The sequence below is a fragment of the Streptococcus sanguinis genome, assembly GCF_050234405.1.
GTDB classification, from domain to species: domain Bacteria; phylum Bacillota; class Bacilli; order Lactobacillales; family Streptococcaceae; genus Streptococcus; species Streptococcus sanguinis_W.
The window spans coordinates 259,972-285,319 of sequence record NZ_CP092117.1; the positions used below are offsets into that span (position 1 = coordinate 259,972).

Here is a 25,348-nt window from a genome sequence, read left to right on the forward strand (position 1 = left end):
TTAATTGGTGAAAAAATGAAATTAAGAAGAAGTGAGCGTATGGTGGTTATTTCTAATTATTTGATTAACCATCCTTATGAATTAACCAGCTTAAATACATTTGCAGAAAAATACGAATCTGCCAAATCTTCTATTTCAGAAGATATTGTCATTATTAAGCGAGCCTTTGAAGAGATTGAAATTGGAACTATCGAAACGATTACTGGTGCCGGTGGAGGAGTGATTTTCAGCCCATCCATCTCAGATACAGAAGCTAAGACCATTGTACAAGGTCTTTGTGATCAGCTGTCTGAAAGCAATCGGATTCTTCCTGGGGGCTACATTTACCTATCTGATCTGCTCAGTACCCCATCCATTTTGAATAATATCGGACGAATTATTGCCAAGAGCTTTAAAGATCAACAGATTGATGCGGTCATGACAGTTGCGACTAAGGGTGTTCCTTTGGCCAATGCAGTAGCCAATGTTCTCAATGTACCTTTTGTCATCGTTCGTCGGGATTTAAAGATTACAGAAGGGTCAACGGTCAGTGTCAACTACGTATCGGGCTCCAGCGGAGATCGTATTGAAAAGATGTTCTTGTCCAAGCGCAGTCTCAAGGCCGGCAGTCGCGTCTTGATTGTGGATGACTTCCTCAAAGGCGGGGGGACCATTACAGGGATGATTAGCCTCTTATCAGAGTTTGACTCTGAGTTGGCAGGTGTAGCTGTCTTTGCGGACAACGCTCAGGCCAATCGCGATTATCTGGACTATAAATCGCTCTTGAAAGTAACCAATATTGATGTCAAGGCGAATACCATTGATGTGGAAATTGGAAATATTTTTGATTAAGGAAAAGGGCGGAGATTATAGATGAAAACAGTTTTAGAAAAGTTTGACCACAGTCCGCTGTGGATTCGTTTAGGAGTATTGTCGATTTTATTTGGGATTCTGATTACCGGCATGGTTTTTGTACAGGGACAGGCTAATTCCACCAGAAATTCAGTTAGTTCAGCTGCCAGCATCGCATCGAGCAGCTCTTCCTTACAGCTTTCTTCTGCTCAAAAAGAAGCACAGGAAAAAGAAATTCAGCAAGAGGAGCAAGCAGTTCAGGCCGCAGAAGAAGCCGTTAAACAGCTTGAAACCATGCAAACTTTGGAAGATTTGCAGCTGGCTAAGACTGCAGTAGAGAAGGTTAAGGATGCAGCGACGAAGGCTAGATTCCAAAGCCGTATTCAGGCGATAGCAGTCTTGATTGACCCAGAAGGGGCTCAGGCAGCTGTTTCTGAAAATCCAGCTGGTGTATCAGAAGAAGCAGTGGCTCAGCCGCAGCAATAAGTTAGCAGCAATCTAATAAACAGAGATAGGCCTGAATTAGAAAAAATGTATTGACAGAGAAGTATCGTCGTGCTATAATGATAGACGGTACTTTTTACTTTTGGTCTCTCAAAAGTGTACAGAGACGTGCTGACAAATGTTGCAAAAGTACACGCAGATGGTAGCTGTCACCAAGTGTATCATCACCAAAATTAAAAAAATACAGGAGAATGTAGATGCCTACAATTAACCAATTGGTTCGCAAACCGCGTAAATCAAAAGTAGAAAAATCTAAATCACCAGCTTTGAACGTTGGTTACAACAGCCATAAAAAAGTTCAAACAAACGTATCTTCACCACAAAAACGTGGAGTTGCAACCCGTGTCGGAACTATGACACCTAAGAAACCGAACTCTGCCCTTCGTAAGTTTGCCCGTGTACGTCTGAGCAACCTGATTGAAGTTACAGCTTACATCCCAGGTATCGGACACAACCTGCAAGAGCACAGCGTAGTGCTTCTTCGTGGTGGACGTGTAAAAGACCTTCCAGGGGTACGTTACCATATCGTCCGCGGTGCACTTGATACAGCAGGTGTTACTGATCGTAAACAAGGCCGTTCTAAATACGGTACTAAAAAACCAAAAGCATAAGGAAAGGGGAGAAAGATAAATGAGTCGTAAAAACCAAGCGCCTAAGCGCGAAGTATTGCCAGATCCGCTTTACAATTCAAAATTAGTTACTCGTCTTATCAACCGCGTTATGCTTGATGGTAAGCGTGGTACAGCGGCTTCTATCGTTTACGGAGCTTTTGATCAAATCAAAGAAGCAACTGGAAACGATGCGCTGGAAGTATTTGAAACAGCTATGGAAAATATCATGCCTGTACTTGAAGTTCGTGCTCGCCGTGTCGGTGGTTCAAACTACCAAGTTCCGGTTGAAGTTCGTCCAGAACGTCGTACAACACTTGGACTTCGCTGGTTGGTAACTATTGCTCGTCAACGTGGTGAGCACACAATGGTTGACCGCCTTGCAAAAGAAATCTTGGATGCATCTAACAACACCGGTGCAGCTGTTAAGAAACGTGAAGACACTCACCGTATGGCAGAAGCTAACCGTGCCTTCGCACACTTCCGTTGGTAAGAATAAGATACTAAGGGCGTTAAAAAAGCGACTGAAAATTAGGAAGCTTGACGCAGAATCAAAGATTCTAGGAAAGCTTATCTATTTGCCGAGCTTTTAGCCCGAGGTCAATTCAACTTATCTACAAGTTGAGACCAACAAAAACAAGATAAACATTGAGAACGGGTAGGTCCTGCCTATCCGTTTTTGCTAAATCATGTTATAATAAATTGTAAAATAAATTAATAGGAGAAATAACCAAATGGCTCGCGAATTTTCACTTGAAAAAACTCGTAATATCGGTATCATGGCCCACGTCGATGCTGGTAAAACAACAACAACTGAGCGTATTCTTTACTACACTGGTAAAATCCACAAAATCGGTGAAACTCACGAAGGTGCGTCACAAATGGACTGGATGGAGCAAGAGCAAGAGCGTGGTATCACTATCACATCTGCTGCGACAACAGCTCAATGGAACAACCACCGCGTAAACATCATCGACACACCAGGACACGTGGACTTCACAATCGAAGTACAACGTTCTCTTCGTGTCTTGGACGGTGCGGTAACCGTTCTTGACTCACAATCAGGTGTTGAGCCTCAAACTGAAACAGTTTGGCGCCAAGCAACTGAGTACGGAGTTCCTCGTATCGTATTTGCTAACAAGATGGACAAGATTGGTGCTGACTTCCTTTACTCAGTAAGCACTTTGCATGATCGTCTTCAAGCAAACGCTCATCCAATCCAATTGCCAATTGGTTCAGAAGATGACTTCCGCGGAATTATCGACTTGATCAAGATGAAGGCTGAAATCTATACTAACGACCTTGGTACAGATATTTTGGAAGAAGATATCCCAGCTGAATACCTTGAGCAAGCGCAAGAATACCGTGAAAAATTGGTGGAAGCAGTTGCTGAAACTGATGAAGAATTGATGATGAAATACCTTGAAGGTGAAGAAATCACTAATGAAGAATTGAAAGCTGCTATCCGTAAAGCGACTATCAATGTTGAATTCTTCCCAGTATTGTGTGGTTCTGCCTTCAAGAACAAGGGTGTTCAGTTGATGCTTGATGCAGTTATCGACTACTTGCCAAGCCCGCTTGACATCCCAGCGATCAAAGGTATCAACCCAGACACTGAAGAAGAAGAAACTCGTCCTGCATCTGATGAAGAGCCATTTGCAGCTCTTGCTTTCAAGATTGCAACAGATCCATTCGTAGGTCGTTTGACCTTCTTCCGTGTTTACTCAGGTGTTCTTCAATCCGGTTCTTATGTAATGAACACTTCGAAAGGTAAACGTGAGCGCATCGGACGTCTTGTGCAATTACATGCCAATAGTCGTCAAGAAATTGAAACCGTTTATGCTGGGGATATTGCAGCTGCTATTGGTTTGAAGGATACGACTACTGGTGACTCATTGACAGATGAAAAAGCAAAAGTGATTCTTGAGTCAATCCACGTTCCAGAGCCTGTTATCCAGCTGATGGTTGAGCCTAAGTCTAAGGCTGACCAAGACAAGATGGGTATTGCTCTGCAAAAACTGGCTGAAGAAGATCCAACTTTCCGTGTTGAAACAAACGTTGAAACTGGTGAAACAGTTATCTCTGGTATGGGTGAGCTTCACTTGGATGTCCTTGTTGACCGTATGCGTCGTGAGTTCAAGGTTGAAGCTAACGTAGGTGCACCTCAAGTATCTTATCGTGAAACATTCCGCGCTTCTACTCAAGCTCGTGGATTCTTCAAACGCCAATCTGGTGGTAAAGGTCAATTCGGTGATGTATGGATTGAATTTACTCCAAACGAAGAAGGTAAAGGATTCGAATTCGAAAACGCAATCGTCGGTGGTGTGGTTCCACGCGAATTCATCCCTGCAGTAGAAAAAGGTTTGGTTGAGTCAATGGCGAACGGTGTCCTTGCTGGTTACCCAATCGTTGATGTGAAAGCTAAACTTTACGATGGTTCATACCACGATGTCGACTCATCTGAAACAGCCTTCAAGGTTGCTGCATCACTTGCTTTGAAAGAAGCTGCTAAGACTGCACAACCTGCTATCCTTGAGCCAATGATGTTGGTAACAATCACTGTTCCTGAAGAAAACCTTGGTGATGTTATGGGTCACGTAACAGCTCGTCGTGGACGTGTTGATGGTATGGAAGCGCATGGTAACAGCCAAATCGTTCGTGCTTATGTTCCACTTGCTGAAATGTTCGGTTATGCAACAGTTCTTCGTTCAGCATCACAAGGACGCGGTACCTTCATGATGGTATTTGACCACTACGAAGATGTACCTAAGTCAGTACAAGAAGAAATCATTAAGAAAAACAAAGGTGAAGCTTAAGCTTTGAGCAAACCTTGGCACTCGCGTTTGCGGGTGCTTTTTCTATTTTTGTAGAACTGACCTCTCAATAAAAAGGGGAAATGATTGATTTTGTAAGTTGTATTCCCGCATTTTCAAAAGTTACTGCTTTGCTTTTTCAAATCAATGAAAGCCGAAATGAAAGTTAGTGAAAGAATTCATAATACTTGTTAATAACAATGAAATCAGTTGCATTTTACCTCAATTAAGTATATAATAGAAATGTTGAAAGGTGATTTGTAGCAACTCAAGTTACTCTTTTCACATAAAAATTTTTTGATTTTCATAAGGAGGAAATCACGAATGGTAGTTAAAGTTGGTATTAACGGTTTCGGTCGTATCGGTCGTCTTGCTTTCCGTCGTATCCAAAACGTAGAAGGTGTTGAAGTTACTCGCATCAACGACCTTACAGATCCAGTAATGCTTGCACACCTGTTGAAATACGACACAACTCAAGGTCGTTTCGATGGTACTGTTGAAGTTAAAGAAGGTGGATTCGAAGTTAACGGTAAATTCGTTAAAGTTTCTGCTGAACGTGACCCAGAACAAATTGACTGGGCTACTGACGGTGTAGAAATCGTTCTTGAAGCAACTGGTTTCTTTGCTAAGAAAGATGCTGCTGAAAAACACCTTAAAGGTGGAGCTAAGAAAGTTGTTATCACTGCTCCTGGTGGAAATGATGTTAAAACAATTGTATTTAACACTAACCACGACATTCTTGATGGTACTGAAACAGTTATCTCAGGTGCTTCATGTACTACAAACTGCTTGGCTCCAATGGCTAAAGCACTTCAAGACAACTTCGGTGTTGTTGAAGGTTTGATGACTACTATCCACGCTTACACTGGTGACCAAATGATCCTTGACGGACCACACCGTGGTGGTGACCTTCGTCGTGCTCGTGCTGGTGCTGCAAACATCGTTCCTAACTCAACTGGTGCTGCTAAAGCTATCGGTTTGGTTATCCCAGAATTGAATGGTAAATTGGACGGTTCTGCACAACGTGTTCCAACTCCAACTGGATCAGTTACTGAATTGGTTGCTGTTCTTGAAAAGAACGTATCAGTTGATGAAGTAAACGCAGCTATGAAAGCAGCAGCTAACGAATCATACGGTTACACAGAAGATCCAATCGTATCTTCAGATATCGTAGGTATGGCTTACGGTTCATTGTTCGACGCAACTCAAACTAAAGTTCTTGATGTTGACGGCAAACAATTGGTTAAAGTTGTATCATGGTACGACAACGAAATGTCTTACACTGCACAACTTGTACGTACTCTTGAATACTTCGCGAAAATCGCTAAATAATTCAATAGTAGAAGAAAGAGGCTCATTTGAGTCTCTTTTTCTGTGCACTGTTTTGCGAGAATTATTAGAGACAGAGCGAATGTACAGCTCTATTTCCTATTCTTTATTAGTTATATAGAAAGTCAGTTCTGATACATCTGTCCATTTTTCTAAATGCTTCAAGGGGCTGTTTTGCGGTAAGAGAAGCTAAGCATACTTTTCTTAAAGAAAACTATACCAATTTCATGCTTGACAAACCAAAAAACAGTGTGTATACTAGTTTTGTTGGAGTTTTTAGATTCCAAGAAGACTATACCAATTTTCAATAAGAAGGGCTGGTTTCTAAGACCAGAAATCAGAAGTAACGTTATGTGTGGAATTGTCGGAGTTGTCGGAAATCGCAACGCAACAGATATTTTGATGCAGGGCTTGGAAAAGCTGGAATACCGTGGTTATGACTCAGCTGGAATTTTTGTAACAACAGGGAAAACTTCTAGTCTGGTCAAGTCGGTCGGTCGTATCGCTGACCTACATGCTAAAATTGGCATTGATGTTGCTGGGACTGCTGGTATTGGACATACTCGTTGGGCTACTCATGGAAAACCAAGTGAAAACAATGCCCATCCTCATACTTCACAGACTGGCCGTTTTGTCTTGGTTCACAATGGTGTGATTGAGAACTACCTTGATATTAAGAATACCTATCTAGCTGGTCATGACTTCAAGGGGCAGACAGATACAGAGATTGCTGTGCATCTGATTGGCAAATTCGCTGAAGAAGAAGGCTTGTCTGTTTTAGAAGCCTTTAAAAAAGCTCTCCACATTATCCGTGGTTCTTATGCCTTTGCTTTGGTGGATTCAGAAGATGCAGATGTTATCTATGTTGCTAAAAATAAATCTCCTCTTCTAGTTGGACTGGGTGATGGCTACAATATGGTCTGCTCAGATGCCATGGCCATGATTCGCGAGACAAATCAGTTTATGGAAATTCATGATCAAGAGCTGGTTATTGTCCGTAAAGACAGTGTGGAAGTACAGGATTATGATGGGAATATTCTGGAGCGTGAAAGCTATACAGCTGAGCTAGATCTGTCCGATATCGGTAAGGGAACTTATCCATACTATATGCTCAAGGAAATCGATGAGCAGCCAACTGTGATGCGTAAGCTAATCAGCGCTTATACAGATGATAAGGGGCAAGTATCAGTAGATGCAGATATTGTCAAAGCTGTTCAGGAAGCTGACCGTCTCTATATCCTTGCAGCTGGAACTTCTTACCATGCTGGCTATGCTTCTAAGCGTATGCTGGAAGAGTTGACGGATACACCTGTTGAGCTGGGCATTGCCTCTGAGTGGGGTTATGCTATGCCGCTCCTTAGCAAGAAGCCTCTCTTTATCTTTATCAGCCAATCTGGTGAGACAGCTGACAGCCGTCAGGTCTTAGTCAAGGCGAATCAGATGGGCATTCCAAGTTTGACCGTGACCAATGTTCCGGGTTCTACGCTTTCTCGGGAAGCCAATCATACCATGCTGCTGCATGCAGGTCCTGAGATTGCGGTTGCTTCTACTAAGGCCTATACAGCTCAAATCGCAACCTTGGCTTTCTTGGCTAAAGCTGTTGGCGATGCCAATGCTTCTGAGAAAGCGGCAGCCTTTGATTTGGTTCACGAGCTGTCCTTAGTTGCGCAGTCTATTGAGTCCACTTTGTCAGAAAAGGAGTTGATTGACAATAAGGTTCGTGGCCTTCTGGAAACGACCCGCAATGCTTTCTATATCGGCCGTGGTCAAGACTACTATGTGGCGATGGAAGCTAGCTTAAAACTCAAAGAAATTTCTTATATCCAGTGTGAAGGTTTTGCTGCTGGTGAGCTCAAACACGGTACAATCTCTCTGATTGAAGATGGAACACCAGTTTTGGCTCTGCTTTCAGACGAAATCTTGGCTAGCCATACTCGAGGTAATATTTCAGAAGTTGTAGCTCGGGGTGCCAAGGTGCTGACCATTGCTGAGGAGAATGTTGCCAAAGAAGGTGACGATATCGTGCTCAGTCAGGTTCATCCATACCTGTCACCAATCTCTATGGTGGTACCGACACAGCTCATTGCTTACTTTGCAACCTTGCACCGTGGTCTGGATGTAGACAAACCGCGTAATTTGGCTAAGTCTGTCACTGTAGAATAAGCTTTCTAACGAATCTTGATAATAATACTAAGCCTCAGATTTTTCTGGGGCTTTTGGTATGGTATTTTGGTGACCATGCTCTTTGGAAGTCTCTTCCGACCATGGCAAAGCCATGCTGACGACAGTCATCCTATTTCATACAGATGGACAAATAGGTTGAGCATCATTTTTGTATTTATCACTAATTAGTGATAAAATATTTTTATCTTAAATATCAGGAGGACAAAAACATGGTGGAATTAGGTATTTCTACTTTTGGAGAGACAACGCCGCTGGAGGGGACAGGGCATACCTATACTCATGATGAGCGGATTCGGCAGCTGGTAGCAGAGATTGAGCTGGCAGACAAGGTGGGGCTGGACGTGTATGGCATTGGAGAGCATCACAGGGAGGACTTTGTGGTCTCTGCGCCGGAGATTGTGCTGGCGGCTGGTGCGATCAAGACGGAGAAGATTCGTCTGACCAGTGCTGTCAGTGTCCTGTCGAGCTTGGATCCTATTCGAGTCTACCAGCAGTATGCGACGATTGATGCATTGTCAAATGGCAGAGCAGAGGTCATGGCTGGCCGTGGCTCTTTTATCGAATCCTTTCCGCTCTTTGGCTATGACTTGAAGGATTATGAAGAGCTTTTTGATGAAAAGCTGGATCTGCTCCTCTATGCCAGTGCCGAGACTCGGCTAAATTGGAAGGGCAAGCTGACGCAGACTATTGAAAATCGGGAAGTCTACCCACGGGCTGTGCAAGAAACATTGCCAGTTTGGGTAGCGACGGGGGGCAATGTTGAGTCCACCATTAAGGTCGCCCAGAAGGGCCTGCCAATTGCGTATGCCATTATCGGTGGACAGCCTAAGCGCTTCAAGCCCCTGCTGGATGCGTATCGCCGGATTGGGCAGGAAAGTGGCCACTCAGATGAAAAGTTGAAGATTGCTGCCCACTCTTGGGGCTGGGTCATGGAGGATAATGAGGAGGCAGTCCGGACTTACTTCCATCCGACCAAGCAGGTAGTGGACGCTATCTCTAAGGACCGCCCTCACTGGCGGGAGATGACCTATGAGCAATACCTGGATCAGGTAGGACCAGAGGGGGCCATGTTTGTCGGTAGCCCTGAAAATGTCGCTCAGAAATTGATCAAGATGATAGAGGAGCTGGGACTGGACCGCTTCATGCTGCATCTGCCGTTGGGATCGCTTCCGCATGAGCAGGTTCTCCAGTCTATCGAACTCTTTGGCACCAAGGTTGCACCGCTCGTGCGGGAGTATTTTGCAGCTAAGGGTAAGTAAGATTGGAATAGCAGTTTTTTGATAAAAATTACCTATCTCGTCTATAGAAAATATATATGATACTTACCTAAAAGAGGTACAAAAAATAAGGTTGTTCAGCAAGTTCTGAAAAGCCTTGAAAAAGCTAGCTTAGTCTAGCTTTTTTATTTTGCTTTGATAAATATTTTTAATCAGGCTGATAGGGAAAATATATTTCCCAGGAGAAAAAGAGGATGGTATGATATATTACAAATTCAAAGAAGGAGGAAGTAATGGTCAGCAAGAAAGAATTAGTGCTGAGAGCTTTTCGGGGTGAAGAAGTTGACCGAGTGCCTGTTGGTTTTTGGTTTCACTTTGTAAGCCAAGAGGAAAAGATGCTGGGCCTAGACAATCCAGTGATTTTCAATAAAAGTGTTGAGGGGCATGCTGCTTATGTTCGAGCTGCACGGCCAGACTTTGTCAAGATTATGAGCGATGGCTTCTTTAAGTATCCTAGCACGCTTTATTCGGATCATGTTGAGTCCATTCGGGACTTGGCAGCTATCCAATCTATCGGTGAGTATCATCCTTGGATTGAGCAGCAGATTGAGATAGTTAAAGCTGTAAAGGCAAGCTATCCAGAAGACTTCGCTTCCTTCTACAATATCTTTGCACCGGTCTCCTATCTCAAGCGCTGGTTCCGCAGGGAAGGGGCGCGAGGAGATAGAGAAATTGCAGATTTTCTGGCAGAGGATCCTGAGCTGACAGGACATGTTTTAGATGTCATTGCTGGTGATATTGCTATTTTGACTAGACGTATCATTGAGGAAGCGGGCACTGAGGGGATTTATCTCAGTACACAGCAAATCCAAGACGGCCGGGTAGATGCGGCTAGTTATCGTCGTTATATTGAGCCTAGTACGATTAAGGTTCTGGAAGCGGCCAATGCGGCTGGCGGTCAGAATATTCTCCACATCTGCGGCTTTGAAGGGGCCAGCAATGATTTGGAACTGTTCAAAGACTATCCGGCTCAAGTCTTTAACTGGGCAACTCACCATGAGGGGGTCAGCTTAGCGGAAGGGCGCAAGCTCTTTGGCGGTCAGACTGTTCTGGGCGGCTTTGAAAATGGCAGAGCAGCTCTTCTAAATACGGGCAGTCGTGCAGAATTAGAGGCTGAGACCAAGCGGTTGCTGGCTGCAGCTGGAAGTCAGGGAGTGATTCTAGGGGCTGACTGTACTGTACCAGATGATTTTGAAATAGAAAGATTGGACTGGATCCGTCAGGCAGCTAATCAGTTCTGACGGACTTGCCAAAGTCCTAGAGAGTGATTTTCAACTCTTTCAAGGAGGAAGATAGATGAATCGGTATCAAAAAAGGCTTGCTGCTCTTGCTCTGATATTCTTGATAGTAGGAGCATTTCTGAGTATCAGTCAGATCTACGCTCATCAGTCTTCAGGCAAAAAAGAAGATGATTTGCAGGTGCTCAAGAAACTGCCAGAGCAGTCAACTGGCTTGATGCAGCCCAATGATATCGCTGCTCTGCTCTTATCGGATTAGAATTTTTACTAAAAGGTTGACTTAGCTCAATGGGCAAGCTAAAAAACAACCCATTGGCTAGATAAGGATAATAAAAAAGGAGAGAAGATGACTTCAAAAAGAGAATTAGTACTGAAAGCTTTCAGAGGAGAGCCTGTTGATCGAGTGCCGGTTGGTTTCTGGCATCATTTTACCAGTGATGATGAATGGCTGGCAGGTTTTGGGAACCAAGTCATTATTGATAAAAATCTGGCTGGTCATCAAGCTTTTCTGGCAGAAGTCGAGCCAGACTTTATCAAGCTGATGAGTGATGGTTATTTTGCCTATCCTAATGAACGCTTGAAAAAAGTCCAATCTATCAAAGACTTGGCAGATATTGAGCCGCTAGGTGCTGACCACCCTTGGATTAGTGAGCAGGTGGAGCTGGTTCAGAAGATTAGGGCTGGCTTCACAGAGGACTTGGTCGCTATTTACAATATTTTTGCGCCAGTGACCTACTTCAAATGGTTGGTCGGCAAGGTTGCCGGAGGAGATGATATCATTGCAGATTTCCTGGCGGAGGATGCGGTGCTCACGAAGCGGGTGCTGGATGTGATTGCTAAAGATATTGCGGCTTTGGCGGAGCGAATTATCAAGGAAGCTGGTGCGGATGGAATCTACCTCAGCGTTCAGAGCATTCAGGATGCGCGGGTGTCGGCTGAAGACTATAAGGCTTTTATTGCTCCTAGTGAATTAGCGGTGCTGGAAGCAGCCAACGCGACTGGCGGAGTGAATATCCTGCACATTTGTGGCTACGAAGGCGCGCGAAACGATGTTCATCTTTTCACAGATTATCCAGCTCAGGTCATCAACTGGGCAGTGGGGCCAGAAGGCATCAGCTTAGCGGAGGGACGAAAATTATTTGGCGGTCGGACTGTCCTGGGTGGCTTTGAAAATGGCAAGGACGGCCTGCTCTACACGGGCAGTCAAGCGGCTATTCAAGATGAGACCAAGCGGCTGATAGCAGAGGCTGGCAAGGACGCTTTGATTATCGGGGCTGACTGTACTATTCCAAGCGATATTAAGGCAGAGAGGATTCAGTGGGTTCGCCAAGCAGCAAGCTTAGCATAAGAAGGAGACGAGAAAATGAGCAAGAAAAAATGGATTATTGGTGGAGCAGCAGTGATTGCTATTGTAGCTGCGACTTATTTGGGGCGGACCTTGACAGGTGTTTCATCTAGCAAGACAAGCAGCTCTGCATCAGGCAGTGGCAAGGTCACGACATTGAAAGTGGCACATACACAGAACTATGTTCCTTATGACTTTGTGGACGAAAAAGGCGAGTCAGATGGCTATGAAGTTGCTGTTCTCAAGGCCATTGATGAAAAGCTGCCAGACTATCAGTTTGAATATACTGGTACCAGTGATGAAGATCTTTTAGTCGGTTTGGAATCTGGGAAATATGATATTGGAACCAAGGGAGCATGGTACACTGAAGAGCGGGCGAAGAAGTTCATCATTCCAGAAAGCCCAATCGGCGCTAGCATTATCGGTTTCACTATCCGCAAGGAAGACGCTGAAAAATACAAGACCATTGATGATTTTGCCAAGGGAAAGGGCAAGTTGGTACCGATTTCTCCGCAGAATGCTCAATGGGCCGTTATCGAAGAGTATAACCAGAAGCATAGTGGTGCTCCTATTGATTTGACTGCAGCAGAGTCCTTCAAGGTTGCTGATGCTTATGCTTGGGTTCTGGAAGGGCGCTACGATGCTTTCTTTGACATCAAGCTGTCGTTTGAAAAAGCAGTGACGGACAAGGACGGTTCTTACCATCAGTATGCGGATCAACTGACTTGGTTCCCTTACAAGGGGATTCCGACCTATCCACTGCTTCATAAAAACGAAAAAAATGAAGAATTTGCCAAGGCATATGAGAAGGCAATTAAGGAACTGGAAAAAGACGGAACCCTGGCTAAACTATCTGAAAAGTATTTCGGAGAAGATGTCTTCTCTTATGTGGACAAGGATTAGTGGCTGCTCTCTGCTGATCACGGAAAATTAAAGGCTGACTGAGAAGCTGGCTGAAAATAGAGTTAGTGGCTTCTAAGCTGACCTTGCTGCTGTTTGAAGGGATTTTCAAAGAGAGAGCATGGCTGCTCCAAGCTGAAAGTGCCCGTTCAAGAGAAGCTTATTCTATCTAATCACTGTCGAAGGAGAAGAAAATTATGGTCTCGTATGACTTATCCCGTGTCTTTGGTCTGCTGCCTAGTCTGCTGCAGGCTCTGCCGACCACTTTATGGATTATGTTTGTGACAGCTTTGATTGGCTCCTTGCTAGGTGGTCTGTTGGCTTGGGCTCAGATTGCCGAGGAACAGTCTTTTGCTGGCCTGGCTAGAGGATATATATTTATTCTTAGATGTACACCGCCTATTGTCTTACTTTTCTTGGTTTTTTATGGCATTCCAGAGTTTTTAGAATGGTGGCTGGGGCTGGATATCAATAATTGGTCGCGGACTGTGTTTGTCATCATCACCATGATTCTGCTCTTTGCGGCTATGATTGCGGAAGTCTTCAAGGCAGCCTATCTTGCTGTTCCCAAGGGGCAGACTGAGGCAGGTCTCAGTATTGGCTTGACACCGGTGCAGACTTTTCTGCGCATTATCCTGCCACAGGCTTTTCGCATCGCCCTGCCCAATCTTACTACCTCCTTTCTTAATCTCATGCGGGATGCTGCGCTGGCTTATACGATTGGAGCTGTTGATGTCATGGGAGCGGGGCAAAATCTCATCAGCCGTAATCTGGGAAATTATTCCCTCGAAACCTATACAGCGGTGGCCTTGATTTACTGGGGAATTGCTCTAGTGGTTTCGCTGGCTTCCCAGCTTCTGGAAAAAAGTCTGACAGTCAAGGAGAGGTAAAGCATGGATTTGAATTATATTGTAAATACCTTTCTGGTAACGTTGAAAGGCATACCGGTAACCCTGATCATTATGGTGGTGGCTATTCTGCTCAGCTTTATTCCGGCTCTGCTTCTAGCTCTGGGACAGATTTATAAAGTTCGGGGTGTTCGGACCTTTTCAGTGGTTTATCTGGCCTTTATTCGGGCGACGCCTCCCATTTTGCTCATTCTCTTTTTCTATAGTCTTTTTCCTAGCTTACTGAATCAAATTTTTAAAAGTCTGGGCAGTCAGGTAGACGTTTTTAAGTTCAATCCGCTTTACTATGCTTTCATCATCTATAGCCTGATGACGACAGGCAGTTTATCGGAAATTCTGCGCTCTGCTATTTTGACAGTGGATAAAGGGCAGTTGGAAGCGGCGCAGGCGATTGGTTTAACGAATTTTCAAGCCTATCGGAGAATTGTTTTTCCTCAGGCATTGCGCTCTGCCCTGCCCAATCTGGCCAATCTAGTTATCAATCTAGTCAAGGGAACCTCGCTGGTATTTGTCATGACGGTCAAGGATATCACAGCCCTGGCTAAGATAGAAGCCTCCCATTCTTACCAGTATTCAGAGTCTTACCTGGTGATTTTTGTTATTTATCTCATTATTTGTGGCTTGATTCAGTGGATTTTTAGGGGCTTGGAAAAACGCTACGCTCTTGCTTAGGAAGGAAAGATTATGTTAGAAGTAAAACATATCTCCAAACGATTTGGAGAGCACCAGGTGCTGGCAGATGTCAGTCTCAAGGTCAATCAAGGTGACGTTGTGGTTATTCTGGGACCCTCAGGCTCTGGGAAAACAACATTTCTACGCTGTCTGAATCACTTAGAAAAAGCGGATAGCGGCCAGCTGACTTTGTCTGGTAAGGACTATGATTTAGCTAAACTCAGCAAAAAGGAGATTTTGGAAATTCGTAGAAAGACAGCCTTTGTCTTTCAGCATTATAATCTCTTTGCCAATAAAACAGCCCTTGAAAATATCTTAGAGGGCTTAGTGATCGCTCGTAAGATACCGAGGGAAGAAGCGCTTGAGATTGCGGAAGAGTCCTTGAAGCGCGTAGGCCTCTTGGCCTACAAGGACTATTATCCTTCGCAGCTATCAGGTGGTCAGCAGCAGAGGATTGGGATTGCGCGTGCCATTGCTGTTAAGCCAGATGTCATTCTGCTGGATGAACCAACTTCGGCGCTAGATCCGGAATTGGTCGGCGAAGTTCTTAGTGTCATGAAGCAGCTGGCTCAGGAGGGAGTGACCATGGTCGTTGTGACCCACGAGATGAGCTTTGCCCGTGATGTGGCCAACCATGTCATCTTTATGGACGGCGGTCACATCATCGAAGAAAATCCTCCTCAGGAATTTTTCTCTAGCCCGAAGGAAGAGCGGACCAAACAGTTTTTGTCTCGCATTCTGTCCGACGCCAGCTATAGTGTAGAGTATATGATTTAAAAATCTGGATTATGTCCAGATTTTTATTTTTGATAGATAGCTGTTATCCTTTGACTTGATAATGAAAAAGATAGACAAAAAACTAGACCGAGATAGGCGTATCTCGGTCTAGTTTGCGTTTCAAGAAAGTTGCTTACCAGAGGATTTCGCACTGGCTGCCGACAGCATTTTGGAAGGATTCGACCGGTGGCTGGTCGGTGATAATGCAATCCAGGCTAGAGTAGTTGGAAAGTTTGAAATAATGACTAGTGTTAAACTTAGAGTGGTCGGCCAATAGAATTGCCTTGTCACTATTAGCGATCATTTCGCGCTTGATATGTGCCTGATTGTGGTTGGCTTCGTAGGCAGCGTAGCGATCCAATCCGCGGCAGCTAAAGAAGAGCAAGTCTGCATGGAAATTATTGATGAAGTTGGCAGCAAAATCGCCCAGCGCAGAATTGGTTCCGCAGCCAATGTGTCCGCCTGATAAAAAGAGGGTGACATTTTCAAAGTTATTTAGCTGGCGGGCTGCTTCAATACCATTTGTTATGACACGTAGGTTCTGGAAAGGTGCCAAATGCGGAATGAGCATGGCTGCAGTCGTAGAGCTATCAATGAAAATAGACTGGTTATGAGTGATAAAAGTTGAAGCAATTTCAGCAATTTGCTGCTTGCTTTTTTCTTCTTCACGGGCGCGAGCAGAGTACACATATTCTACATTGTTGGCCGTAATCAGCATGACTTCACCATGAGAGCGGATGATTTTCCCCTCTTTTTCTAGCTCAATCAAGTCCCGTCGAAGTGTTGATGTAGAACAGTACAAAAGTTCTTCAAGTTGGGCAGTTGAAATTATCTTTCGCTTGCTGAGAATGTCTATAATTCGACTCATTCGTTCCAAAGAAACCATAGTGACCTCCACCGATGAACAAAGATGAACATTTATGGTCACATTATAACACATTAAACGAAAAAAAATCAATATAGTAACCATTAGATTGAACGATTATGAACATTTTTGGCTATATTGTTATATAAAAGTTGGCTATTTATCAATTAGAGGCATAAGTATTGAATGCGCTTACAAAAAATACTATGATGAATCCAGAAAGGAGTGAGATTATGGATCATCAAGAAGAAATAATCCGCGAACAAATATGTGATGTATGCCACAAGATGTGGCAACTCGGCTGGGTAGCCGCTAATGACGGCAATGTCTCAGTCCGTCTAGACCAAGATACCATTATTGCAACGCCAACAGGTATCAGTAAGAGCTTTATCACGCCTGAAAAACTCGTCAAGCTCAATCTAAAAGGGGAGATTATCGAGGCTCAGGACGGCTATCGTCCATCCAGTGAAATCAAGATGCACATTCGCTGCTATGAAGAACGGGAGGATGTGAATGCTGTTGTCCACGCGCATCCGCCAATTGCGACTGGCTTTGCGCTGGCTCATATTCCGCTTGATACCTATTCCTTGATCGAGAGTGCCATTGTAGTAGGAGCAATTCCCATCACTCCCTTTGGTGTGCCATCTACTATGGAAGTGCCAGATGCTATCACTCCGTACTTGCCAGAACATGATGTCATGTTACTTGAAAATCATGGTGCCTTGACAGTAGGAAGCGATGTGATTACAGCTTACTATCGGATGGAAACCTTGGAGCTGGTTGCTAAGACCACTTTCCACGGACGCATGTTGCTTTCTACTAAGGGAGTTGAGGAGGAGGAAATTTCTCGTCCAACCTTGGAACGCTTGTTTGCAATGCGGGCCAATTATAAAGTCACAGGCCGTCACCCTGGTTATCGTAAATATAATGGTGACGGGACTATCAAAGAATAAGAAACATCGGAGGAAATGATTATGACTCAACATCCACGTATTGGAATTCGTCCAACCATTGACGGACGTCGCCAAGGTGTTCGGGAATCACTAGAAGTACAAACCATGAATATGGCTAAAAGTGTGGCTGACTTGATTAGCTCAACTTTGAAATATCCCGACGGTCAGCCTGTTGAATGTGTTATTTCGCCATCTACCATCGGACGTGTGCCTGAGGCAGCCGCATCACATGAATTATTCAAAAAATCAAATGTCTGCGCGACTATCACAGTGACACCCTGCTGGTGCTATGGTAGTGAAACCATGGATATGTCGCCAGATATTCCGCATGCTATCTGGGGCTTCAATGGCACTGAACGGCCAGGAGCTGTTTATCTCGCTGCAGTACTGGCTTCACATGCGCAAAAAGGAATTCCAGCTTTTGGTATTTATGGCAGAGATGTCCAGGAAGCTAGCGACACTGAAATTCCAGAAGATGTAAAAGAAAAAATTCTCCGTTATAGTCGGGCCGCTTTGGCAACAGGACTGATGCGTGACACAGCTTACTTGTCCATGGGCAGCGTCTCTATGGGAATCGGTGGCTCCATTGTCAATCCTGACTTCTTCCAAGAATACCTGGGTATGCGCAATGAATCAGTTGATATGACGGAGTTTACTCGTCGGATTGACCGAGGCATTTATGACCACGAAGAATTTGAACGGGCCATGGTTTGGGTCAAAGAGCACATCAAAGAGGGTGTGGATCGCAACCGTGAGGACTTGGTTCTTTCTCCAGAAGAAAAAGCAAAACAATGGGAATTTGTAGTCAAGATGTTCATGATTGGCCGGGACCTTATGCAAGGCAATCCTCGCTTGGCTGAGCTTGGCTTTGAGGAAGAAGCTGTTGGGCATCATGCCTTGGTTGCTGGCTTCCAAGGTCAGCGTCAATGGACCGACCACTTCCCGAACGGGGACTTCATGGAAACCTTCCTCAATACTCAGTTTGACTGGAACGGCATTCGTAAGCCTTATGTCTTTGCGACAGAAAATGACTCGCTAAACGGTGTGTCTATGCTCTTTAACTATCTCTTGACAAATACACCGCAAATCTTCGCAGATGTTCGGACTTATTGGAGTCCAGAAGCGGTAGAACGTGTAACAGGGCATCAGTTGGAAGGCCAGGCAGCTGATGGCTTCCTACACTTGATTAACTCTGGCTCTTGTACCCTGGATGGAACGGGGCAAGCCAGTCGAGATGGCAAGCCAGTCATCAAGCCATTCTGGGAATTGGAGCAGAGTGAAGTGGATGCGATGCTTGAAAACACAGACTTCCCACCAGCCAATCGCGAATACTTCCGTGGTGGCGGCTTCTCTACTCGCTTCTTGACCAAGGGCGATATGCCAGTGACCATGGTGCGCTTGAATATCCTGAAAGGCGTAGGTCCAGTCTTACAAATCGCTGAAGGTTATACTTTGGAATTGCCAGAGGAAGTGCATCATACCTTGGATAATCGGACAGATCCAGGCTGGCCAACCACTTGGTTTGCACCGCGTTTGACAGGAAAAGGTGCCTTCAAGTCTGTCTATGATGTTATGAACAACTGGGGAGCAAACCACGGTGCTATCACCTATGGCCATATCGGAGCGGATTTGATTACGTTGGCTTCCATGCTACGTATCCCAGTCAATATGCACAATGTGCCAGAGGAAGACATCTTTCGTCCCAAGAACTGGTCACTGTTTGGCACAGAAGATTTGGAATCAGCCGATTACCGTGCTTGCCAATTATTAGGGCCAATTCATAAATAAAGATTTTGGGTGGGCGTGCCTCTTTCTGGGCACGCAGCCTACCCAATAGAAAGAGAGTAGCTTAGATGACCAAGACAATTATTCTAGCCTGCGTAGGTGGCTTAACAACCAGCATGTTGGTAGAGCGAATCAATGAAGTTATTCATCGTGACCAATTGGATTATTCTTTTTATTCCATTGGGATTACGGGTATGAATAACTTGAAGAATATCGATGTCTTATTGCTAAGTCCGCAATTAGCCTATTTAGAAGAAAAGGCTAAAGGAAGCCTACAGGTGCCAGTCGCAGTCATTAGTGATGAAGATTTCGAGTTGATGAGAGGCGAAGAAGTGCTTCGTCAGGCTGAAGTATTGATGGACTAGGCCTATGGCAGGACAAGATAAAGGCTCAAGCCAAGAGCTGATGCGACTGATTATCGAGAGTAGTAAAGTGACTGCGCAAGTCATGCAGAGTTTGGAGTTGGCTCAGTCAGGTCAGAAGGAAGAAGCAAATGCTGAGTTGGAACAAGCGAGAAAACTCAGCGTGGAGGCTCACAACTTACAGACCAGCCTTATCCAGTCTGAACTGAGTGGTCAAGCCAATCCTCCAAGTCTGCTGGCGGTCCATGCTCAGGACCATTTTATGAATAGCCATTTATTACTCGAATTGGCCGCTGTATTTCTCAATCAAATAGAAGAAATCGAAGATTTAAAAGCAAGAATTGCAAAACTGGAACAGGTAGGTGAGTAGCATGGATCATCCTGTTATATTAGAAATGAAGGGCATTGTTAAAAGTTTCGGTCCAGTCCGAGCCTTAAAAGGGGTCAATTTTGACTTGCGGGCTGGTGAAGTGCATGCTCTAATGGGTGAAAATGGGGCTGGTAAATCCACTTTGATGAAGGTCTTGACTGGTATCTATGGAGCAAATGAGGGTACCATTCATTACAATCAAGAAGAGGTGGTCTATTCCAAGCCCAAGGAAGCAATGGATGCAGGGATCGTTATCGTTCACCAAGAATTGAATATGATGAACCATCTAACTGTGGCTCAAAATATCTTTATAGGACGGGAAGAAGTTCAAGGCAGCTTCTTTATTAACGATGCATCCAGTATTAAGAAAGCAAAAGAACTCTTTAGTCTCTTAAAACTAGACATCAACCCAACTGAAAAAGTAGGAAATCTGACAGTTGGGAAACAACAAATGGTCGAAATTGCCAAGGCCCTCTCAATGGATGCCAAGGTGATTGTCTTTGACGAACCGACTGCAGCTCTGACTGAATCGGAAATCAATGAGCTCTTTGTCATCATTGACGACCTGCGTGCAAAAGGTGTCGGTATTATCTACATTTCTCACCGGATGGATGAGATTGCCCGAATCACAGACCGCGTGACTGTTATGCGGGACGGTGAGTATGTAGGCACGGTCAATACCAAAGATACCACCAAAGATGAAATCATCTCGATGATGGTTGGACGGACGATTTATGAAGATCCTAAGGCTGCGTCAACAGTAGCAGAAGATGCTCCTGTGGTGCTAGAGGTGAAAAACCTCTGTGCAGGAACGGCCGTTAAAGATGTGAGTTTCAAACTCCATAAGGGCGAAATTCTAGGTTTCTCAGGATTGATGGGAGCCGGTCGGACAGAAGTTGCCCGTTTGCTGTTTGGTGCAGACAAAAAAGAAAGCGGTTCCATCATTATAAATGGGAAAGAAGTGAGTATCAATTCTCCCCAGGATGCCATTCGGGAAGGGATTGGCTACTTATCTGAAGACCGCAAGCGCTTTGGCTGTATCGTGGACATGACCATTGCCAACAATACGGTTATAACCAATCTTGATAAGTATATCAAGGCTGGCTTGATTGATGATGGTGCTATTGTCAAGGCAAGTGATCAGTTTGTTCAATCTTTACATACCAAGACACCGTCATCCAAACAGCTGGTTCGCAATCTTTCGGGAGGAAACCAGCAGAAAGTGGTCATCGCCAAATGGCTGGAACAAAATAGTGATATTTTAATCTTTGATGAGCCGACACGAGGGATTGATGTCGGTGCCAAAAGTGAAATATACACACTGATGAATGATTTGGTTGCTCAAGGCAAATCCATTATCATGATTTCGTCAGAACTGACGGAAATCTTACGGATGAGCGATCGAATCGTAGTTATGTGTGAAGGTAGAAAAACGGGTGAGCTGGATATTAGCCAAGCAACACAAGAGAGAATCTTGGCGCTAGCGACTGACCGTTAAAAGTGAAAACAGAGGTGTTTACGTATGGAAGAGAAACAATCCTTATGGATGAAATTAGAAAAAACAGTTGGTTTACAAAAGCTGATTGCCTTGATTGCCTTGGTGGTAATCTTTGCCTTCTTTGCCATCTCCAGCGAATCATTTCGTTCGTTTGATACGGTAGTCAGTATCTTAGATGCGTCATATTACATTGGTTTCCTTGCCATTGGGGTCACATTTGTCATCATTACAGGTGGTATTGATCTCTCTATTGGTACGGTGATGATGTGCTCGGCTATTATCGGGGGCGTCCTTCATACCAAGATGGGCTGGCCGCTCTGGCTGTCTTTGCTGGCTATTCTAGTCATTGGAGGATTATTCGGCCTGCTGAATGGAATCATGGTCGCAAAATTCGGTTTGCCGCCTTTTATCGCGACACTGGGTACGATGATGATTTCCCGCGGTTTGAGCTCTATTGTCTCAAATGTGCAAAGTGTGACCTTCCCTCTTCGTGGAACAGGTGAAGGTTGGTACAAAGATTTATTCCGAACTCAGGATAATTTCCCGACAGGCTTGATCGTGCTGGTGATTGTGGCTGTCCTTGCTGCAGTAGTATTGAACAAGACAAAAATTGGCCGCTATATCTTCGCGATTGGATCCAATAAAGAAGCCACTCGTCTGTCTGGGGTCAATGTCGTCAAATGGGAAGGCATGGCCTATGTCATAGGTGGTCTGTCAGCAGGGCTTGCTGCCGTTGCTTATGCGGCCACCTACTCTACGATTCTGCCAGGTACTGGTAACGGTATGGAGCTGGATGCGATTGCCGGTGTCGTAGTAGGGGGAACTTCTCTAGCTGGCGGTGTCGGATCTGTTATTGGTACCATTATCGGGGTCTTCATCATGTCAGTCCTGAAAATTGGTTTGCCTTATATCGACCTACAGCCCCACTATCAACTCTTTATTACTGGTTTCGTTGTTATTGTCGCTGTTTACTTTGATATTTTCATTCGCAAGAATAAGAAGAAATAAGTACAGCCCTCGCTATCATATATATGAGTGTATAAAATATAATAGGAGCTTTTATCATGAGAAAATCATTTAAATTTGCTACTGCGGCCCTTCTTGCTGCTGCTGCGATTGGACTAGTTGCTTGCTCTTCTAAGAAAGACAGCAATAAAGCAACAAACAGCAAGGGTGGAGACTATCGGGTAGAAGTAATTGCCAAAGGCTTCCAACATGACTTCTGGAAAGCTGTTAATAAGGGTGCTGAACAAGCGGCAGATGAATTTGGCGCTAAGATTACTTTTGTCGGCCCTCAAAATGAAACCGCTATCGCAGAACAATTGGAACAGTTGAACAATGCCATTAACAAAAATCCAGATGCGATTGCCTTAGCAGCACTTGATACCGAATCAGAGCTAGACGCTATTAAACAAGCCCAAGCGAAGAATATCCCGCTGATTGGTTTTGACTCAGGGGTTCCCGGTGCACCAGACGGAGCAATCAAAGCAACCGCCTCTACAGACAACCATGCTGCTGGTGCCAATGCAGCAGAACACTTATTCCCGATGCTAGAAAAGAAATTGGGCGATAAGCCAGTTCGTATCGGAGTGGTTTCCCAAGAAGCAAACTCACTCTCTATCACACAACGGACTTCCGGTTTCATTGACAAGATGGTTGAGTTGCTAGAAAAGAAAGGCATCAAAACGGCTGTTGTTGGTCATGATAAATTCAAAAATAATGTCTCTGAATCAGATGCCAAAGCTATCATTGAAGTTCGTGTACCAGCTCAAGTAGACGATGCAGCAGGTAAGACAGAAGCTTCCACTGTACTTGAAAAATCAGATACAGTCGCTATTTACGGTTCAAATGAATTTGCAGCTAAAGCTATCATCAACGCAAATGGCAGTTTCAAGGAATCTAAGCTCGGTGCAGACAAGATTTTGGCTGTCGGCTTTGACTCAGGTGCCTTGCAGCAAGATGCAATTCGCAACGGTCTCTTTGTAGGATCTGTTACGCAAGACCCGATTCAAATCGGCTATCAATCTGTAAAATTAGCTATTGAAGCGGCTCAAGGAAAAGAAGTCAAAGATGTAGACACAGGATCAAAATGGTATGATGCCAAGAACATCGACTCTGATGAAATCAAACCATTGCTTTACCAATAATAAAAATCGTTTGTAAAGATTGGTGTATTGGAGGAGATGAGAATGACATTGATGAAATTACTGGCCATTGACCTAGGTGCTAGTTCAGGTCGTGTCATGCAAGCAATTTACAATGGCCATAGTATCCAGCTATCAGAAGTTCATCGGTTCAAAAACGAGCCGATGAACGTGAATGACGGTCTTTATTGGAATATCCTACATCTGTTTGGAGAAATCAAAATTGGGATTAAGAAAGCTTCAGCAGATGGGATTCCTATTCGATCCATATCCGTTGATACATGGGGAGTGGACTATGCCTACCTAGACCAAAACGGAGATCTGCTCTACCAGCCGCATTGTTATCGTGACAATCGTATGGGCCAATACGAAGAAACTTTTTACAAGAAAATCAGCAAAGAGGCGCTTTTTGAGGAGACAGGCGTACAACCTGCCTGCATTAACACTGTCCTGCAAATATTCGCTGATTTACAGGAAAAGCCCCATTTGGCAAGAGTTGCAGAGCGCGTGCTCTTCATGCCGGATTTGATTAACTATCTTTTGTCAGGTGTTTTATCCAGCGAGTACACTATTGCCAGCAGCAGCGGTTTGCTCAATATCAATTCTCAGACATGGTCTGACAGCGTTTTTGAGACGCTGGAGATTCCTAAAAAGTGGTTTGGTGAGGTGACACAGGGAGGAAAAGTCCTGAGAAGCCTGTCGCCACGGATTACCCAAGAGCTGAAAATTGAGCCTTTTGATGTCATTGCTGGGGCTGGTCATGATACAGCGGCAGCTGTTCTAGCTATTCCTTATGCGAGCGAGCAGCCAACAGCCTTTATCTCTTGTGGCACTTGGTCTCTGGTTGGTCTAGAATCTCAGAATCCTGTGACCAGCCAGGAAGCTTTAGCGGCCAATCTGACCAATGAAGGCTGCTTTGACGGACACTATCGGATTTTGAAGAATACGACAGGGCTCTGGATTATCCAGGAACTGCAGAGGGACTGGCGCTTGCAAGGAGAGGACATCAGCTTTGCTGAAATGGTGAATCTGGCAAGAAACGTCACGAATAATCGCTCTTGGATTAACCCCAATGATGCTATTTTTGCAGCTCCGGGAGACATGGAGGCTAAGGTCAAGGAGCGTTGCCATATGACCAACCAGCCTGTTCCGCAAAGCAAAGGAGAGGTTGTCCGAGTGGTCTTGGAAAGTCTCGCTTTTGCCTATCGTCAAACCGTGGAGCAAATTGAGAGCCTGACCGGTCAGAAAATCGAGCAGATTCACATGGTCGGCGGCGGTATCCAAAACGAACTACTCTGCCAGCTGACAGCTGATGTAAGCCAGAAGCCAGTCCTAACAGGACCGATTGAAGCCAGCGCTTTGGGAAATATCTTGGCACAGCTTTTGACCTTGGGTGAGATTCAAGATCGCCAGGCTGCCCAAAAGCTCGTCAAGGATTCAGAAAAGACCAAGCAATACCAAGCTCAAGAAGGCTCAGATTTGGCTCAGTCCTATCAAGAATTTCAAGCAAGTATGAAAGTAGGAAGCTAGATGTTAAAGCATATTCCAACTATTTTAAGTCCAGAATTGGTCAAGTATCTGATGGAGATGGGACACGGAGATGAAGTGATCATTGCTGATGCAAACTTCCCTGCCCATCGGATTGGTCAGCGGGTTGTTCGCTGTGACGGCCACGGAGTTCCAGTACTGCTAGATGCTATCTTGACTGTGTTGCCCTTGGATACTTATAGTGATTACCAAGCAGGTCTTATGCAGGTAGTACCGGGAGATCCAACCGTACCAGTTATCTGGGATGAGTATAAGGCTTTATTAGAAAAGCACCATCCAGCTGCAACCATCAAAGAATTTGAACGTTTTGCTTTCTATGAGCAGGCGGAAAAAGCTTATTTGGTCATCCAAACGGGCGAGGGAGCTCTGTACGGCAACATCATTTTGAAAAAAGGTGTCATTACCAGCTAATGAAAAAACAGGTAAGAGGTGGACAA

Annotated in this window: 25 protein-coding genes; 24 read left to right on the forward strand and 1 reads right to left on the reverse strand. The window is 44.7% G+C overall.

Annotation, left to right across the window (positions count from 1 at the left end):
• Positions 1 to 15 precede the first annotated feature (15 nt).
• The 15 genes from purR to MFP28_RS01470 all read left to right on the forward strand — a co-directional run bounded on the left by purR (position 16) and on the right by MFP28_RS01470 (position 15,386).
• Positions 16 to 831 (forward strand): pur operon repressor, encoded by an 816-nt coding sequence (gene purR, locus MFP28_RS01400; protein ID WP_032905583.1) that lies wholly within the window; start codon positions 16 to 18, stop codon positions 829 to 831.
• Between the two features lie 21 nt (positions 832 to 852).
• Positions 853 to 1,317 (forward strand): hypothetical protein, encoded by a 465-nt coding sequence (locus MFP28_RS01405; RefSeq protein WP_002907924.1) that lies wholly within the window; start codon positions 853 to 855, stop codon positions 1,315 to 1,317.
• A 215-nt stretch (positions 1,318 to 1,532) separates the two neighbouring features.
• On the forward strand, positions 1,533 to 1,946 hold the full coding sequence (rpsL, locus tag MFP28_RS01410) for a 30S ribosomal protein S12 (RefSeq protein WP_002893867.1): 414 nt from the start codon (positions 1,533 to 1,535) through the stop codon (positions 1,944 to 1,946).
• Between the two features lie 19 nt (positions 1,947 to 1,965).
• Positions 1,966 to 2,436 carry a 30S ribosomal protein S7 gene (gene rpsG / locus MFP28_RS01415; protein ID WP_002893865.1) on the forward strand — a complete coding sequence of 157 codons (471 nt, stop codon included), beginning with the start codon at positions 1,966 to 1,968 and terminating at the stop codon, positions 2,434 to 2,436.
• Positions 2,437 to 2,677: 241 nt separating this feature from the next.
• Positions 2,678 to 4,759, forward strand: a complete 2,082-nt coding sequence (fusA, locus tag MFP28_RS01420; protein WP_002907926.1) for an elongation factor G — start codon at positions 2,678 to 2,680, stop codon at positions 4,757 to 4,759.
• 321 nt (positions 4,760 to 5,080) lie between these two features.
• Positions 5,081 to 6,088 carry a type I glyceraldehyde-3-phosphate dehydrogenase gene (gap, locus tag MFP28_RS01425; protein WP_002907928.1) on the forward strand — a complete coding sequence of 336 codons (1,008 nt, stop codon included), beginning with the start codon at positions 5,081 to 5,083 and terminating at the stop codon, positions 6,086 to 6,088.
• A gap of 348 nt (positions 6,089 to 6,436) precedes the next feature.
• Entirely contained in the window at positions 6,437 to 8,248 is a 1,812-nt protein-coding gene (gene glmS / locus MFP28_RS01430) for a glutamine--fructose-6-phosphate transaminase (isomerizing) (protein ID WP_032916178.1), read from the forward strand.
• Between the two features lie 230 nt (positions 8,249 to 8,478).
• Positions 8,479 to 9,528, forward strand: coding sequence for an LLM class flavin-dependent oxidoreductase (locus MFP28_RS01435; RefSeq protein ID WP_032916181.1), 1,050 nt, complete (start codon positions 8,479 to 8,481; stop codon positions 9,526 to 9,528).
• 251 nt (positions 9,529 to 9,779) lie between these two features.
• Positions 9,780 to 10,787 (forward strand): uroporphyrinogen decarboxylase family protein, encoded by a 1,008-nt coding sequence (locus MFP28_RS01440; protein ID WP_002907933.1) that lies wholly within the window; start codon positions 9,780 to 9,782, stop codon positions 10,785 to 10,787.
• Between the two features lie 55 nt (positions 10,788 to 10,842).
• The gene (locus MFP28_RS01445) at positions 10,843 to 11,043 is read left to right on the forward strand and encodes a hypothetical protein (RefSeq protein ID WP_002907934.1); all 201 of its coding nucleotides are present in this window, start codon (positions 10,843 to 10,845) and stop codon (positions 11,041 to 11,043) included.
• A gap of 87 nt (positions 11,044 to 11,130) precedes the next feature.
• Positions 11,131 to 12,132 (forward strand): uroporphyrinogen decarboxylase family protein, encoded by a 1,002-nt coding sequence (locus MFP28_RS01450; protein WP_002907935.1) that lies wholly within the window; start codon positions 11,131 to 11,133, stop codon positions 12,130 to 12,132.
• Between the two features lie 15 nt (positions 12,133 to 12,147).
• Entirely contained in the window at positions 12,148 to 13,032 is an 885-nt protein-coding gene (locus MFP28_RS01455; RefSeq protein ID WP_002907936.1) for a transporter substrate-binding domain-containing protein, read from the forward strand.
• A 194-nt stretch (positions 13,033 to 13,226) separates the two neighbouring features.
• The gene (locus tag MFP28_RS01460) at positions 13,227 to 13,919 is read left to right on the forward strand and encodes an amino acid ABC transporter permease (protein WP_002907938.1); all 693 of its coding nucleotides are present in this window, start codon (positions 13,227 to 13,229) and stop codon (positions 13,917 to 13,919) included.
• 3 nt (positions 13,920 to 13,922) lie between these two features.
• Positions 13,923 to 14,609 (forward strand): amino acid ABC transporter permease, encoded by a 687-nt coding sequence (locus tag MFP28_RS01465; protein ID WP_002893845.1) that lies wholly within the window; start codon positions 13,923 to 13,925, stop codon positions 14,607 to 14,609.
• Between the two features lie 12 nt (positions 14,610 to 14,621).
• Entirely contained in the window at positions 14,622 to 15,386 is a 765-nt protein-coding gene (locus tag MFP28_RS01470) for an amino acid ABC transporter ATP-binding protein (protein WP_002907940.1), read from the forward strand.
• A gap of 133 nt (positions 15,387 to 15,519) precedes the next feature.
• Here the strand turns inward: MFP28_RS01470 and MFP28_RS01475 are convergent, their stop codons facing one another.
• Positions 15,520 to 16,272 (reverse strand): DeoR/GlpR family DNA-binding transcription regulator, encoded by a 753-nt coding sequence (locus MFP28_RS01475; protein ID WP_002907941.1) that lies wholly within the window; start codon positions 16,270 to 16,272, stop codon positions 15,520 to 15,522.
• 212 nt (positions 16,273 to 16,484) lie between these two features.
• On the opposite strand from MFP28_RS01475, the gene MFP28_RS01480 reads away from it, so the two are divergent.
• From MFP28_RS01480 to MFP28_RS01520, 9 genes are all read left to right on the forward strand, one after another.
• Positions 16,485 to 17,204 (forward strand): class II aldolase/adducin family protein, encoded by a 720-nt coding sequence (locus tag MFP28_RS01480; protein ID WP_032916185.1) that lies wholly within the window; start codon positions 16,485 to 16,487, stop codon positions 17,202 to 17,204.
• Between the two features lie 21 nt (positions 17,205 to 17,225).
• Positions 17,226 to 18,992 carry an L-fucose isomerase gene (locus tag MFP28_RS01485; protein ID WP_032909930.1) on the forward strand — a complete coding sequence of 589 codons (1,767 nt, stop codon included), beginning with the start codon at positions 17,226 to 17,228 and terminating at the stop codon, positions 18,990 to 18,992.
• Positions 18,993 to 19,057: 65 nt separating this feature from the next.
• Positions 19,058 to 19,354, forward strand: coding sequence for a PTS sugar transporter subunit IIB (locus MFP28_RS01490; protein WP_002907945.1), 297 nt, complete (start codon positions 19,058 to 19,060; stop codon positions 19,352 to 19,354).
• A gap of 4 nt (positions 19,355 to 19,358) precedes the next feature.
• Positions 19,359 to 19,721: a PTS lactose/cellobiose transporter subunit IIA gene (locus MFP28_RS01495; RefSeq protein WP_002907946.1), complete on the forward strand. Its 363-nt coding sequence runs from the start codon at positions 19,359 to 19,361 to the stop codon at positions 19,719 to 19,721.
• Between the two features lies 1 nt (position 19,722).
• A complete protein-coding gene (locus MFP28_RS01500; protein ID WP_002907947.1) occupies positions 19,723 to 21,219 on the forward strand; it encodes a sugar ABC transporter ATP-binding protein in 1,497 nt (498 codons plus the stop codon).
• 24 nt (positions 21,220 to 21,243) lie between these two features.
• Positions 21,244 to 22,227 (forward strand): ABC transporter permease, encoded by a 984-nt coding sequence (locus MFP28_RS01505; protein ID WP_002907948.1) that lies wholly within the window; start codon positions 21,244 to 21,246, stop codon positions 22,225 to 22,227.
• Between the two features lie 56 nt (positions 22,228 to 22,283).
• Positions 22,284 to 23,366, forward strand: coding sequence for an ABC transporter substrate-binding protein (locus MFP28_RS01510; RefSeq protein ID WP_002907949.1), 1,083 nt, complete (start codon positions 22,284 to 22,286; stop codon positions 23,364 to 23,366).
• Positions 23,367 to 23,408: 42 nt separating this feature from the next.
• Entirely contained in the window at positions 23,409 to 24,893 is a 1,485-nt protein-coding gene (locus tag MFP28_RS01515; RefSeq protein ID WP_002907950.1) for a rhamnulokinase, read from the forward strand.
• Entirely contained in the window at positions 24,894 to 25,322 is a 429-nt protein-coding gene (locus tag MFP28_RS01520; RefSeq protein WP_002907951.1) for an RbsD/FucU family protein, read from the forward strand. It abuts the gene before it with no gap.
• The last annotated feature ends 26 nt before the right edge of the window (positions 25,323 to 25,348 follow it).

Bases quoted from the DNA above. Each gene is read 5' to 3' on its own strand.
- rpsG (WP_002893865.1), top strand. From the start codon at position 1,966: ATGAGTCGTAAAAACCAAGCGCCTAAGCGCGAAGTATTGCCAGATCCG.
- MFP28_RS01475 (WP_002907941.1), bottom strand. From the start codon at position 16,272: ATGGTTTCTTTGGAACGAATGAGTCGAATTATAGACATTCTCAGCAAG.
- gap (WP_002907928.1), top strand. From the start codon at position 5,081: ATGGTAGTTAAAGTTGGTATTAACGGTTTCGGTCGTATCGGTCGTCTT.
- MFP28_RS01405 (WP_002907924.1), top strand. From the start codon at position 853: ATGAAAACAGTTTTAGAAAAGTTTGACCACAGTCCGCTGTGGATTCGT.
- MFP28_RS01435 (WP_032916181.1), top strand. From the start codon at position 8,479: ATGGTGGAATTAGGTATTTCTACTTTTGGAGAGACAACGCCGCTGGAG.
- MFP28_RS01455 (WP_002907936.1), top strand. From the start codon at position 12,148: ATGAGCAAGAAAAAATGGATTATTGGTGGAGCAGCAGTGATTGCTATT.
- purR (WP_032905583.1), top strand. From the start codon at position 16: ATGAAATTAAGAAGAAGTGAGCGTATGGTGGTTATTTCTAATTATTTG.
- MFP28_RS01500 (WP_002907947.1), top strand. From the start codon at position 19,723: ATGGATCATCCTGTTATATTAGAAATGAAGGGCATTGTTAAAAGTTTC.
- MFP28_RS01485 (WP_032909930.1), top strand. From the start codon at position 17,226: ATGACTCAACATCCACGTATTGGAATTCGTCCAACCATTGACGGACGT.
- MFP28_RS01515 (WP_002907950.1), top strand. From the start codon at position 23,409: ATGACATTGATGAAATTACTGGCCATTGACCTAGGTGCTAGTTCAGGT.
- MFP28_RS01445 (WP_002907934.1), top strand. From the start codon at position 10,843: ATGAATCGGTATCAAAAAAGGCTTGCTGCTCTTGCTCTGATATTCTTG.
- MFP28_RS01465 (WP_002893845.1), top strand. From the start codon at position 13,923: ATGGATTTGAATTATATTGTAAATACCTTTCTGGTAACGTTGAAAGGC.
- MFP28_RS01520 (WP_002907951.1), top strand. From the start codon at position 24,894: ATGTTAAAGCATATTCCAACTATTTTAAGTCCAGAATTGGTCAAGTAT.
- MFP28_RS01470 (WP_002907940.1), top strand. From the start codon at position 14,622: ATGTTAGAAGTAAAACATATCTCCAAACGATTTGGAGAGCACCAGGTG.
- MFP28_RS01490 (WP_002907945.1), top strand. From the start codon at position 19,058: ATGACCAAGACAATTATTCTAGCCTGCGTAGGTGGCTTAACAACCAGC.
- glmS (WP_032916178.1), top strand. From the start codon at position 6,437: ATGTGTGGAATTGTCGGAGTTGTCGGAAATCGCAACGCAACAGATATT.
- MFP28_RS01510 (WP_002907949.1), top strand. From the start codon at position 22,284: ATGAGAAAATCATTTAAATTTGCTACTGCGGCCCTTCTTGCTGCTGCT.
- MFP28_RS01440 (WP_002907933.1), top strand. From the start codon at position 9,780: ATGGTCAGCAAGAAAGAATTAGTGCTGAGAGCTTTTCGGGGTGAAGAA.
- MFP28_RS01450 (WP_002907935.1), top strand. From the start codon at position 11,131: ATGACTTCAAAAAGAGAATTAGTACTGAAAGCTTTCAGAGGAGAGCCT.
- MFP28_RS01480 (WP_032916185.1), top strand. From the start codon at position 16,485: ATGGATCATCAAGAAGAAATAATCCGCGAACAAATATGTGATGTATGC.
- MFP28_RS01460 (WP_002907938.1), top strand. From the start codon at position 13,227: ATGGTCTCGTATGACTTATCCCGTGTCTTTGGTCTGCTGCCTAGTCTG.
- MFP28_RS01495 (WP_002907946.1), top strand. From the start codon at position 19,359: ATGGCAGGACAAGATAAAGGCTCAAGCCAAGAGCTGATGCGACTGATT.
- rpsL (WP_002893867.1), top strand. From the start codon at position 1,533: ATGCCTACAATTAACCAATTGGTTCGCAAACCGCGTAAATCAAAAGTA.
- MFP28_RS01505 (WP_002907948.1), top strand. From the start codon at position 21,244: ATGGAAGAGAAACAATCCTTATGGATGAAATTAGAAAAAACAGTTGGT.
- fusA (WP_002907926.1), top strand. From the start codon at position 2,678: ATGGCTCGCGAATTTTCACTTGAAAAAACTCGTAATATCGGTATCATG.